The 13,208-nt window shown below is 42.6% G+C and carries 12 protein-coding genes; 2 read left to right on the top strand and 10 right to left on the bottom strand.

What is annotated here, in order from left to right:
• Positions 1–1,443 precede the first annotated feature (1,443 nt).
• Positions 1,444–3,531, top strand: a complete 2,088-nt coding sequence (gene fusA / locus EAG18_RS01885; protein ID WP_125250718.1) for an elongation factor G — start codon at positions 1,444–1,446, stop codon at positions 3,529–3,531.
• Positions 3,532–3,779: 248 nt separating this feature from the next.
• Complete coding sequence (locus tag EAG18_RS01880; protein WP_125250717.1) at positions 3,780–4,169, top strand: hypothetical protein; 390 nt, start codon at positions 3,780–3,782, stop codon at positions 4,167–4,169.
• 283 nt (positions 4,170–4,452) lie between these two features.
• Here EAG18_RS01880 and hemB read toward each other — a convergent pair whose 3' ends face one another.
• The 10 genes from hemB to ubiE all read right to left on the bottom strand — a co-directional run bounded on the left by hemB (position 4,453) and on the right by ubiE (position 13,059).
• Complete coding sequence (gene hemB / locus EAG18_RS01875) at positions 4,453–5,463, bottom strand: porphobilinogen synthase (protein WP_125250716.1); 1,011 nt, start codon at positions 5,461–5,463, stop codon at positions 4,453–4,455.
• Position 5,464: 1 nt separating this feature from the next.
• Positions 5,465–7,294 (bottom strand): diguanylate cyclase, encoded by a 1,830-nt coding sequence (locus EAG18_RS01870; RefSeq protein ID WP_125250715.1) that lies wholly within the window; start codon positions 7,292–7,294, stop codon positions 5,465–5,467.
• 17 nt (positions 7,295–7,311) lie between these two features.
• Positions 7,312–8,088: a TatD family hydrolase gene (locus EAG18_RS01865; RefSeq protein WP_125250714.1), complete on the bottom strand. Its 777-nt coding sequence runs from the start codon at positions 8,086–8,088 to the stop codon at positions 7,312–7,314.
• Positions 8,088–8,600, bottom strand: a complete 513-nt coding sequence (locus EAG18_RS01860; protein WP_125250713.1) for a hypothetical protein — start codon at positions 8,598–8,600, stop codon at positions 8,088–8,090. The genes EAG18_RS01865 and EAG18_RS01860 overlap by 1 nt, the downstream gene beginning before the upstream one ends.
• Complete coding sequence (tatC, locus tag EAG18_RS01855) at positions 8,597–9,340, bottom strand: twin-arginine translocase subunit TatC (protein WP_125250712.1); 744 nt, start codon at positions 9,338–9,340, stop codon at positions 8,597–8,599. Before tatC ends, EAG18_RS01860 begins: the two co-directional genes overlap by 4 nt.
• A gap of 111 nt (positions 9,341–9,451) precedes the next feature.
• The gene (gene tatB, locus EAG18_RS01850) at positions 9,452–9,760 is read right to left on the bottom strand and encodes a Sec-independent protein translocase protein TatB (protein WP_125250711.1); all 309 of its coding nucleotides are present in this window, start codon (positions 9,758–9,760) and stop codon (positions 9,452–9,454) included.
• A gap of 5 nt (positions 9,761–9,765) precedes the next feature.
• Positions 9,766–10,014, bottom strand: a complete 249-nt coding sequence (tatA, locus tag EAG18_RS01845) for a Sec-independent protein translocase subunit TatA (protein WP_125250710.1) — start codon at positions 10,012–10,014, stop codon at positions 9,766–9,768.
• Between the two features lie 60 nt (positions 10,015–10,074).
• Positions 10,075–11,679, bottom strand: a complete 1,605-nt coding sequence (gene ubiB / locus EAG18_RS01840) for a ubiquinone biosynthesis regulatory protein kinase UbiB (protein WP_125250709.1) — start codon at positions 11,677–11,679, stop codon at positions 10,075–10,077.
• A gap of 1 nt (position 11,680) precedes the next feature.
• Positions 11,681–12,295 (bottom strand): SCP2 sterol-binding domain-containing protein, encoded by a 615-nt coding sequence (locus tag EAG18_RS01835; RefSeq protein WP_125250708.1) that lies wholly within the window; start codon positions 12,293–12,295, stop codon positions 11,681–11,683.
• 8 nt (positions 12,296–12,303) lie between these two features.
• Positions 12,304–13,059, bottom strand: coding sequence for a bifunctional demethylmenaquinone methyltransferase/2-methoxy-6-polyprenyl-1,4-benzoquinol methylase UbiE (ubiE, locus tag EAG18_RS01830; protein ID WP_125250707.1), 756 nt, complete (start codon positions 13,057–13,059; stop codon positions 12,304–12,306).
• Positions 13,060–13,208: the final 149 nt, after the last annotated feature.

Below are 13,208 nucleotides of genomic sequence, written 5' to 3'. Positions count from 1 at the left end.
CGCCGCTGTTTTAGGTGGTCTTTTATGTCATGACAGGTTGTTATACCAATTAGACTTAATCCTTGCTCAATTTGAAGGCGTAAATCTGACGCTAACCGCGTTAAAAATTTCTTATTTAGAACACCTAAATAAGAAATTTTTGTCTTGCCTACATGGGGGGAGGTACCTTGGCGAGAATTGGAGGCGGCAGCGGGTTATCGACAAGATTTTCTCGCCTCAACATAAGCTACTTAATTAAGGTAATTGGTATTAGCTTACATCTCGCAATTTAAATAGCCTTAAAATAAAAAAAGCCCTGAAAAGGGCTTTTTGATTTCATATCTACCGTCACCGATATGAGCAATGTAGCAAGTAAAAAGTGGAGTTAGCGTCTAAATACGAGGAGCAATGCAAGTGCCTGCTAACATCCTAGGTAGTTATGGTTACCAGCCATGTTTCGGGTCAAGAAACTAGTGTATTAACAAGTTGAGCCGTCACTCCCTTCTTGTTGATATTGATTATCAATTAGATCTAGATTGCTGTCAATACTCTTTTTGAAAATAATTCTTATTTAGATCTAAGTGTATGTAAATCAATCAAATATAGATTTTTAGAGGTGTATGTTTTTTTATTGTATCTATTTGGTTGTTATTTTTTCTTAATCTTTACTTTTTCTCTCCTATACGAGCCTCAAAAACAAACCACATGCTGCTAAACATCGTTGTATGTCTGTTCAACTCCTGCATTCTTTTATGGCTATTGTTAGTTGTCATTAGCGTGCGGATATAAAGTGGAGAGTGGTTATATTTTCAGACTGGCAAGTCAACTTAGGCTTTGAATAACCAAAGTCCTTTTAGTGTTTCGTGCTAACAGCGTCGGAATCACTTCCAACAGCCAATAAATTTACGTGTAAATTCACGTAACCTATCGGATACAAATTAGCAGGATATGAGAGTTGAGCTACTTTCAAAGCATTCTGGTTTAATAAAGGTAATAGTTGATAAAACGATAATACCAATTTTCTTAATTAAGTGGTTTATTTTGAGGGAAGAAAATCTTGTCGATAACTCCGCTACCGCCTCCAATTCTCGCCAAGGTACCTCCCCCCATGTAGGCAAGGCAAAACTTTTGCTATTTAGGTGTTCTAAATCGAAATTCTTAACGCGGTTAGCGTCAGATTTACGCCTTCACATTGAGCAAGGATTAAGCCTAATTGGTATAAACTAGCTTATTCCTTCTCTGATCCTCAAGCTAAGCTATGTAAAATATAGGTGTCAATATGTCATGTCATCGCCAAAAATGCTGCTCTAAGAAGTGAGGTACAGGTAAATCATCCTCGAAAATTTCGCATTAGAAACTTTTTCGCGAATTGATTGCATTTTAAACGACTTCAAGGATGATGTTCGCTACAAGAGGTGATATACTCCCGCCGAATAATTTTTCTACTTTAAATAGAGTAAAACAATGGCAGATTTATCGAAATACAGAAACATTGGTATTTTCGCGCACGTTGATGCGGGTAAAACTACCACCACTGAGCGTATTCTAAAGCTTACTGGTAAAATCCACAAAACTGGTGAAGTACACGACGGTGAGTCTACTACTGACTTCATGGAGCAGGAAGCTGAGCGTGGTATTACTATCCAATCAGCAGCGGTAACTTGTGAGTGGAAAGGCCACCGTTTAAACGTTATCGATACTCCTGGACACGTTGACTTCACAGTAGAAGTATACCGTTCACTTAAAGTACTTGACGGTGGTATCGGTGTATTCTGTGGTTCTGGTGGTGTTGAGCCGCAATCAGAAACTAACTGGCGTTATGCGAACGAATCAGAAGTTGCACGTGTAATCTTCGTAAACAAACTAGACCGTATGGGTGCAGACTTTTACCGTGTAGTTGGTCAGGTTGAAAAAGTACTTGGCGCTAACCCTCTAGTAATGACGCTACCAATTGGTATCGAAGACCAATTTACTGGTGTTGTTGATGTACTTGAGAAGAAAGCATACGTTTGGGATGAAACTGGTCTTCCTGAGAACTACGAAGTACAAGACGTTCCAGCAGACATGGTAGACAAAGTTGAAGAGTACCATGAGATGCTAGTTGAGTCTGCTGTTGAGCAAGACGACGACCTAATGGAAGCGTACATGGAAGGTGAAGTGCCTTCTCTTGAGCAAATCAAAGCATGTATCCGTAAAGGTACTCGCGATCTTGCATTCTTCCCTACATACTGTGGTTCTGCGTTTAAGAACAAAGGTATGCAGCTAGTACTAGACGCTGTTGTAGATTACCTACCGTCTCCAACTGAAGTTGATCCACAGCCACTAACAGATCCTGAAACTGGTGAGCCTACTGGTGAAGTAGCAACTGTTGATGCTGATGCACCACTTAAAGCGCTTGCATTCAAAATCATGGACGACCGTTTCGGTGCACTTACGTTCATCCGTATCTACGCTGGTCGCATGAAAAAAGGTGACACTATCCTTAACTCTGCAACTGGTAAAACAGAGCGTATCGGCCGTATGGTTGAGATGCAAGCAGACGAGCGTAACGAACTTACTGAAGCGCAAGCGGGTGACATCATCGCTGTTGTAGGTATGAAGAACGTTCAAACTGGTCACACGCTATGTGATCCTAAGCACGAATGTACTCTAGAAGCGATGATCTTCCCTGATCCAGTAATCTCTATCGCTGTTGCACCTAAAGATAAAGGTGGTAACGAGAAGATGGGTATTGCTATCGGTAAGATGGTTGCAGAAGATCCGTCATTCCAAGTTGAGACTGACGAAGATTCAGGTGAAACTATCCTTAAAGGTATGGGTGAGCTTCACTTAGACATCAAGGTAGACATCCTTAAGCGTACTTACGGCGTTGAGCTAATTGTTGGTCAGCCTCAGGTTGCTTACCGTGAAACTATCACGCAAGAAGTTGAAGATAGCTACACGCACAAGAAGCAGTCAGGTGGTTCTGGTCAGTTTGGTAAAATCGACTACCGTATCAAGCCAGGTGAAGTTGGTTCAGGCTTCACGTTCTCTTCTTCAGTTGTTGGTGGTAACGTTCCTAAGGAATTCTGGCCAGCAGTTGAGAAAGGCTTCAAGTCAATGATGGAAGAAGGTGTTCTAGCTGGCTTCCCAGTACTAGACGTTGAAGTTGAGCTATTCGACGGTGGTTTCCACGCAGTTGACTCATCAGCTATCGCGTTCGAAATCGCTGCTAAAGGCGCATTCCGTCAGTCTATCCCTAAAGCGGGTGCACAACTTCTTGAGCCAATCATGAAAGTTGATGTATTCACGCCAGAAGACAACGTAGGTGACGTAATTGGTGACCTTAACCGTCGTCGCGGTATGATCAAAGACCAAGAAGCTGGCGCAATGGGCGTTCGTATCAAGGGTGAAGTACCACTATCTGAAATGTTCGGATATATCGGTCACCTACGTACTATCACGTCTGGTCGTGGTCAGTTCTCTATGGAATTCTCACACTATGCTCCGTGTCCAGCAAATGTTGCTGAAGCGGTAATCGCAGCTGAGAAAGAGAAAAAAGCAGCTAAGTAATAAATTACTTATTCTGTCAGAAAAGGCCGCCTTCTGCGGCCTTTTTTTATTTTTTAAATTCAATAGGTTAAGCTAGGAATATTCCCTCTACAACTCGTCACTTTTAATTCATATTTTATTAATTCTAAAGTTCTTGCTTTAGGAACATTGCCACTTTATCATTACGGTTTGTCGAATAAACATAGCCCCATAATGGCATTGAGATTGTCTGTGGGAGTATTTGGTTGGGTAAATAAAGGAGATACTCAATGAGAACCATAGAATTGGAAATTAACTGGCTTTTTTACGTAATTTCATTATCACTGATATGGCTAAGTCACACAGCCTTTTCCACGTTTGGTATTCCTGCGTCATTGCTTCAAATTGTTACCATGTTGCTACTACTGTTTGTGCTAACAACACTTGCCTTCTCACTAACGGGAAAGCGCTTTTTACATGTTGACAAAGTAGGTGTTAGTTATAGCTGCTTTGGTAAAACACACTATATCCATGCTGAGCATATAAAGTCTATTAAATTACGCTCTTTTGGAGTGTTGAGCATCCCTGAAGTTTACCTAGATAACGGTACTGTTAAACGCTTTTTAAGCTGGAAGATGACCCGCGAAGAGCTTAATAAAGCAGATACAATATTACACTGATAATCTACAAAGAGTGTTGCTATTCTCAACGTATAAGATTGCGCTAGGCAACACCACTTCAGCGTAATTCTTGCTCATCTAGAGAGTAAATCAGGTGCTACAATTGGCTACTCAGAACGGCATTCATTATCCGAAGTTCAGGTTAGCTAAGTAACCAAATCTTTGCCTTATCTATATGGACATAGGTACTTTGGCGGCAGCGATATGCTTGATAAAACTCCAAAGTTCAAAATGAGCACTTATCCAAGCTAGTTGGGATACGTGCTCACCTATTTATTGCAGATTATTTTTCGTTTAACCAAATAGCTGCTTGCTTTGCGAAGTAAGTTAAAATGCCATCTGCGCCTGCACGTTTGAATGCTAAAAGGGACTCAAGCACCACTGGTTTTTCTGCCAGCCAGCCGTTATCAATTGCAGCTTTGTGCATTGCATATTCGCCACTGACTTGGTAAGCAAATGTAGGTACTCCAAATTCATCTTTTACACGTCTAACAACATCAAGATATGGCATGCCTGGTTTGACCATAACCATGTCCGCACCTTCTTGTAGGTCAAGGGCAACTTCCCTGAGTGCTTCGTCTGAATTTGCAGGATCCATTTGATAGGTTTTCTTGTCGGCACCTTTAAGATTACCAGCTGATCCAATCGCATCGCGGAAGGGGCCGTAATAACTTGAAGCGTATTTAGCTGAATAAGCCATAATACGAGTATGGATAAAACCACATTCCTCAAGCGCTTCTCTTACGGCACCAATTCGACCATCCATCATATCGGAGGGGGCAACCACATCTGCGCCAGCTTCAGCATGAGATAAGGCCTGTTTAACCAGTACTTCAATGGTCTCCTCGTTCATTACATAGCCATCGTCATCTAAAATGCCATCTTGACCGTGGACGGTGAACGGATCTAGTGCAACATCGGTAATCACACCAAGCTCTGGACATTCAGCCTTTATAGCTCTTACTGCCCGTTGCGCTATCCCTTCAGGGTTATAAGCTTCTTCTGCAAGCAGAGATTTATGTTCAGCTGGCGTCACAGGAAATAGTGCAATGGCAGGTACACCAAGCGCCACGAGTTGTTTAGCTTCTTCAACAAGTAAGTCAATTGATAAACGTTCGATACCTGGCATAGAGGGAATAGCTTCGCGCTTTGATTCTCCATCCAATACGAAAACTGGATAAATCAAGTCATTGACTGTCAGCGTGTTTTCGCTCATTAGACGTCTTGAAAAGTCATCGCGACGCATTCTGCGCATGCGAGTAAGGGGGAAAAGATCAAGTCCTGATTGAGCCACGTTAATTCTCCTGATTGGTTTGAAAAGTAATAACACGATTTCGGCCTTGCTGTTTAGCTTGATATAAGGCTTTGTCCGCATTATCAGTATAAAGTTGTGGGTTATGTGGATCTGAAACAATAGCACTATAAACACCAGCACTTGTTGTCATCGTTAGCTGATGCTCACCAATTTCAATAACAAGCTCAGCGGTTGCCATTCTTACACGTTCTGCAACTTCGCAGGCACCCGCTTCTGATGTGTTGGGTAGGAGCAAAATAAACTCTTCTCCACCATAACGGAATACTTCATCATGTGGTCGGCGTAAATGTGATTTAATCAAGTTAGCGAATTCGCAAATGGCTTGATCACCTGCTAAATGACCATATTGGTCGTTAATTTTTTTAAAGTGGTCTATATCAAAAATGATCAGACTCAGTACTGTTTGTTCTCGTCTAGAACGGCGCGCTTCCATTTGAAGGCGCTTATCAAAATAGCCGCGATTTTTTACTTTAGTTAAGGGATCTTCCATGTTCATACGCTCAAGTTCGCGATTTTTATCTTCGAGTTCGCGTAACGTGACCTGAAGCTCAAAAGTGCGTGATTCAATACTGGACTCCAAATCATATTGTGCTTGTTCTTGTAGTTTTAGTTTTTCTTTTAGTAGTGCATCTTCAGCTTGCGTGTGTGCGAGGCGGCGCTGCTGACTGGCGAGTTTTTCATCTCTTTGATGAATGTATAGATGAACCGCAAGGTAGCAAAGTAGTGTTGTTTCAAGGGTAAAAATACCGAAGTAGCCAACATGATGTAAGAAGCTGCCTGACTGAATGCCAACTTCCACAGTGAGTGGGTAGCTAACSAAAATAAAGTGGCACAAGAGCACTGCAAGTAGCGCATTTCGGCGTGGATGAGTAAGGCGCGCAACACTATAAGTAAGTAGGATTGTGATTATTAAGCTGACACTCAACGCCAGCAGAATTGAAAATGAAACAGGTAGCGTAATTATGCCGATAAACAACAATACAACCACAAGCTTCACCCAGCTATCTGAAAGCGTGGGATGAGATAGCAGCTGTTTTCCCGAGCAAAAATGCAGTTGAGGTAATAGTAATAGGCTTAGAGACAGAGTCATTATGCCTTGACCGTATTGTTGGAACCATTGCCAAGAAGAATAAAAATATCGATATCCAAACCCATAAAGGTGGGCATTAAGCAGCCATACTAGCGAAGTAAATACAGTGGCGTATAAGAAGTAACGCTTTCTGGTCACGTTATACAAAGTAACATTGGTTAATGCTAGTGCTAAGATGAAGCCTGCTAGAATACCAAAAATTAAATTAAATTTACTTTTGTGTTTGAGATACGCGTTGGGCTCCCAAATTGTGATTGGCGCATTTATCACTCCTTCATCACTGAGCTGTAGATATAATTGACTCTGTGTTTGCGGCTGTAATTCTAGTGGTACAATCAATGCCTCGTATTTTAAGGGGCGCTTTATTAAGGGCAGCGCATCGCCACTGTCGACAGTTAAAATAGGGTGGTTTGGCCTGACGTGATAAGCGGTTACAGCATCTAATAGATTATTGTTAATGCTCACCAGTATTGGCTTCACAGCGCTACTTGCATTATGCAGCTCTATCTTAAGCCAAAGGTACTTTTTATTAGGTCTAAGTCCTGTTGGCAGGCGGGCGCTTTGGTGCCACTCTACTGGCTCTGAGAGCAGCTCATTTAATGATGCGTATTTACTCAGCGTATAATCCAGTTTGACTCGATGTTCGGCATCAAACGATTCAGATATCGTCACCGCAGAGCACGCAATAAAACTTGATAACAATAAGAGTAAAGACAGCATCAGGCGTAGCAATGGTTTTACCTCACAAACAGTTGTTTAAAGTTTTGAGTCGTGGCCTGCATGATGGTTTGCGCTGAACACTGCTTAAGATGTGCGATTTGGTCAGCCACATAGGATAGAAACATCGGCTCATTACGTCGCGACTTGGGCTTTGGTGTAATGGTTCTCGGAAGTAAATAGGGAGCATCCGTTTCTATCAATAGCCGATCTAGAGGAATATATTGTAGTAACTGTTGCAGGTCTTGGCCTCTTCTTTCATCACAGATCCAGCCTGTAATACCAATCATTAGTCCATAATCTAGATAGTTTTTCAGCGCGGTTTTATCACCGGTAAAACAGTGTAATACACCTTCAACCTTAACTTCGTTGAGCAGTGGCATCAACGCTGAGTGGGCCTCTCTTTCATGCAGATAAACGGGAAAGTTGGCCGCCTGTGCAAGGTGCAGTTGTGTTAAGCATACTGACTGCTGGATTGGTCTGGGTGAAAAGTCGCGATTAAAATCAAGACCACACTCACCAACGGCCACAACATGATTACTACTGGTTAATAACGCCCTCAGTTCATCGTAGAGGCTATCTGGTGCATGTCTGGCATCATGAGGGTGTACGCCCACCGTACAAAACAGTTGGTGTTTTTCGGCAAGTTCTATACTTTCTTTACTACTTTGCAGGTCGCAACCAATAGCCAGCATAGAACTTACCCCAGCACTTTTAGCTCTGGCGATCACGGACGGTAGATCGGCCGAAAATTGTGAGCTGGTTAAATTAACTCCAGCATCAATCATGGTGCTCATTAATTAACTCGTTTGACGCGCGTAGTGCGATTAAGCCCCGCTTTTTTCATTAAGAAAGAACCAAAAGATGCGCGCTCAATGATTACTGTGTCACCAGCATCGACAAAGAAAGTTTCTGATTTTACTTGTTTCCACACTTGGCCATTGTCTAATGTGAATACCATTCTATTTCTCGCTTTTTCGGTAATTTCAGTGACTTTGGCTGTGATCTCTTCAATGTCCTCGCTGGCGGCTTTGACGCGGCGCTCTAAGCCAAAACCTTCCTCTACTGATTGTGGTGTAGGCGCTGTATTAGCCAGAGACTCAACTTGCTTTTGCACAGTAGGCTGCACCGATGTTTTAGCAACTTGTGGCTTGCTAATGGGCTTATTCGCGATCACGTTGTCGTAGCACATCAGGCGGTTGAAATCATTTTCAATTAAGGTACACGCTTTTAGTGCTTGAGTATTTATTGTTTCAGCGGCACACAATGAAGAAAATCCCATTGCAAACAGCATCATGGTTTTTTTCATTCTTCTGACTCCTGTTGTTGTGGTTTGGTGCTGTAAAATCTAGCTAAAATCAATCCGACCTCAAACAATAGTAACATGGGTAATGCTAACAAAGTTTGAGATAGAACATCTGGGGGGGTTAAAAACATGGCGATAACGAAGGCGCCCACGACCACATAGGGTCGCTTTGCTTTTAGGCTCGCGGTTGTTGTCATACCACTCCAGCAAATAAGCATAATGGCTACTGGAATTTCAAAGGCGATCCCAAAAGCAAAAAATAGCTTAAGAATAAACCCCAAATAGCTGCTAATATCCGGTGATAGCGTCATCATCTCAGGGCCTACGCTAGTAAAAAAGCCTAGAATGATAGGCATGACGACGAAGTAGCAAAATGCGATACCACCATAAAAAAGTAGCACGCTAGATAGCAAAATAGGGATCAGCATACGCTTTTCGTGCTGGTACAAGCCCGGTGCAATAAACCCCCATATTTGGTGCAAAATAAATGGCACTGCAGCAAATAAAGAAACAAATAATGTTAGCTTGAATGGCGCAAAGAAAGGTGCAGTTACATCGGTGGCAATCATGGTAGTGTTGCTTGGTAAACTCTCCACCAGTGGAGCTGCAACAAAGGCATAAATGTCATTGGCAAAGTACACCAATGCGACAAAAATAATAAAAACGCTCATTAGCGCTTTCATTAAGCGGTTTCGTAGCTCAACTAAATGGGCGATAAATCCACTTTGGGCTGATTCTGTCATGTAGCTTGACTCGTAAGAAGTAAAATGCAAATTAGACTAGCTGATGGACGAAACTTGGGCCGCGGTAGCCCAAGCTTTGCAATGACTCAACTACTCAATAGTAAGATTGAATTAGTTTTTATTGTTGTTGTCAGTTGGTTTAAAAGAGTGCTTAACTGATTCAGCAGCATCTCGTAACTCTTGAACGGACTGTTTGAGCTCGGGGGCTAAGTCTTGCATTCCCATTTGTTCCGCTTTTTTTAAATTATTATGTAGCTCGTGCACTCTAAGCTCTTCGCTCACCTCAGCTTTTACTGAGTTGGTGAAAGATTTCACAGTTTTGATCCACCTAGCTACAGTGCGGATTGCGACAGGAAGACGTTCAGGGCCAAGTACTATCAGACCAACGATAAGTACAACCACTAACTCCCACATACCCATTTCAATTACACCTTATTCTTTTCTTTCTCTGAGGCAGGCTGTGCTTGTTGAGTTGTTGTGTTATTTAGTTTTTCGGGTTCAGCCTCTGGTTTAGACTCTGTCGCTGAATCTTCATCAGAGACAGCCTTTTTAAACCCCTTTATTGCGCCGCCTAAATCACTGCCGATACCACGCAGCTTTTTAGTTCCAAATAACAAAACAATGATGGCTAAAATAATAAGTAATTGCCAAATACTAATCCCACCGAATCCCATACTAACTCCATTGATACTTACAGCTTAAGAATAATGATTATACGCCTAGCGAGCAAAAAATCATCCTGTTTTACGCCAAGCGGTAACAAATACTAACAAGGCGATTATTGCCACAATAGCACTTGCTAAATACTTATCGGATATATAACTCAGTCCTGATACCACTGTTAGGCTACTTGCCACTAAACCTAATAATAGCGGTTTAGTTGCAGTATCAGCTGTTTTTGTGACAACTTGAGGTGGCCTGCGCTTGAGACTTTGATAAATTAAATCAGGTAGTTCTGGCATTTTTTCTGCCCAAAACGGCAGATTGGCGTAGAGTTTCTTCGCTACTGCTAATGGACCAACCTGTTCCTGAACCCAGTTTTCTAAGAAGGGTTTAGCAGTCTTCCATAAGTCAAGCTGGGGGTAAAGTTGACGTCCAAGGCCTTCGACGTAAAGCAACGTTTTTTGTAGTAATACTAGCTGTGGTTGTACTTCCATATTAAAGCGTCTAGCAGTATTAAATAAGTTCACCAGTACATGACCAAAAGAGATCTCCGCAAGTGGCTTATTAAAGATAGGCTCGCAAACAGTGCGAATGGCAAATTCAAACTCTTCCACACAGGTGTCTGCGGGTACCCAGCCTGAATCTACATGGAGCTGTGCAACTTGGCGGTAATCACGGTTAAAAAAAGCGATAAAGTTTTCGGCTAAATAACGCTTATCTTCACGATTTAACGTACCAACAATCCCGCAATCAATGCCAATATATTTTGGATTGTGTGGGTTTTCGCGAGAGACAAATATGTTCCCAGGGTGCATGTCTGCGTGAAAAAAACTGTCTCGGAATACTTGAGTGAAAAAGACCTCGACACCACGCTCTGCGAGCAGTTTCATGTTTGTACCTTGTGCAAGAAGCGCTTCGGTATCTGAAACCGCAATGCCATAGATACGTTCCATTACGAGGATATTTTTTCTTGAGTAATCGCTGTAAACTTCTGGAATGTATAAAGAATCAGAATCTTCGAAGTTACGTCTAAGCTGAATGGCGTTGGCGCCCTCACGCATTAAGTCTAACTCGTCCAGTAAGGTTTTTTTATATTCTCGTACCACCTCTACTGGGCGAAGTCGCTTTCCTTCACTAAGTAAATTGACGACCACTTTGGCAAAGCGCTCCATCAGGGATAAATCAGCGTGAATCTGTTTCTCAATGTCGGGACGAATAACCTTAATCACGACATCTTTGACGTCATCTTGGTGATGTAACTTGGCTGCATGCACTTGTGCAATTGATGCAGAAGCGAGAGGTTGTGCTTCGAACTCTACAAAGTGCTCGTGTATATCGCTGATCTCCAAAGCGTCTTCAATTAGCTGTTGTGCAAGCTTCGGATCAAAAGGCTGTACTTGGTCTTGAAGGAATGCCAGCTCTTGGGCGATTTCAGGCGGCAATAAGTCGCGGCGAGTTGACAGCATTTGACCAAACTTGATCCACACCGGCCCAAGTGTCTGTAAGGCAAGGCGAAGGCGTGTCCCAATAGGTTTGTCTTTATGCTTGTTACGCATCCAGAATAAGCTAGCTCGCGCAGCTTTGCCGTACCAAGGCTGTTTGTGTGTAGGAATTAATTCGTCTAGGCCATAATCTAAAAACGTTTTTGTGATCTGATGCAAGCGAAGGAGAGACAAGCTAATTTCCTTTGGAGTTTTGAAGTAAAGTATTGATACGTTGCGCGACGCTCTCTAACTGGCCGTTCACGGAACGCACTTGCTGCTTAAACTGTTCAAATTCGAGTGGATGAGGAGATACCTTGAGCTCATCCTGAAGCAGCTCACTGAGCGTCACTTTAGCAACTTGTGCATCTTGCTGAGCTCGCTTGCGGATAGTGTTGATACTATCCACAATGACTTGTGCGGGGGCATCACCAAGATACTGAGCAAGGTGCTCCGCCCAATCAATATCCAGAGCCGCAAGAGCGTTACTATACAATTGTGCTAAAGCGAGATCGCCATCTAAATCGAGTTTATCTTGACGTATTAGTGCGGTTAGCTTACTTGGATCTGTGAGTTCAAGCAGCGTAGCGCAGTCTGCGCTAATGGTGCAATCAGCGTTGCCATCAAAAGGGCATAATACATGAATGTGCTCACCGGTATTGGTGATAGCTAAATGCAGATGCAAATCGCGAACCTCAACACTCAGTATTTTGTGACGTCCTTTACTTAATGCACCTTGCAACTCAGATGAGAGTGTTAGGGCTTTATTTAGCGCCGCTTCAATTACGGCGCCAAGTAGCGATGCAAGCACGGAGACTCCTAAAATTTAAAACCACGATGAAGTGCGACAATACCGCCGGTCATGTTTTGATAATCAGTTTGTTCAAACCCAGCGTCATCCATCATAGCCTTTAACGTGTCTTGATCTGGGTGCATACGGATAGACTCTGCAAGGTAGCGATATGATTCGCTGTCATTTGCTACTAACTTACCCATCGCAGGCAGTAGAGTGAATGAGTACATATCATAGAGTTTTGCCAGCGCTTCGTTATCGGTTTTGGAAAACTCTAATACCAGTAAGCGGCCACCTGGTTTGAGTATGCGATACATAGAGCGTAGCGCTTTATCTTTATCAGTGACATTACGTAAGCCAAATGCGATAGTGATGACATCAAAGGTGTTGTCGTCAAAAGGAAGCATTTCGGCATTCATTTGCACGTATTCTATGTTACTGACCAACCCGAGATCGCGCAGCTTTTCACGGCCAACTTTCAGCATCGAGTCATTGATGTCACCTAAGATGACCTGCCCCTTGTCACCAACTAACTCACTAAACTTGGCAGTTAAGTCGCCTGTTCCGCCAGCTAAGTCTAGGACTTTGTGGCCAGCCCGAACACCTGAACAAGCGATGGTTTGACGTTTCCACAAGCGATGAATACCAAAAGACATCAGGTCGTTCATGATGTCATATTTTGCTGCGACAGAATGAAACACGTCTGCAACCATAGAAGCTTTTTTGTCTGCTTCTACTGTTTTATATCCAAAGTGGGTGGTGTTGTCTTGTGACTCTTTCATGCGGATTCCATCAATACACGGTAACTGTGTCATTAGTGTACTTGATAGGTAGCTGTAGGTGCAATTTCTTATCTACCTTGTCAGGCTGATAATGTTCACAAAAACAAAGATAAGCGTACTTTGGCCTGAGCTTTGGATAATTAATGTTT

It is taken from the genome of Pseudoalteromonas sp. J010, from assembly GCF_003934235.1.
Classification (GTDB): domain Bacteria; phylum Pseudomonadota; class Gammaproteobacteria; order Enterobacterales; family Alteromonadaceae; genus Pseudoalteromonas; species Pseudoalteromonas peptidolytica.
The sequence above is the reverse complement of the archived record's forward strand: the minus strand, read 5'-3'. Positions and strand labels throughout refer to the sequence as shown.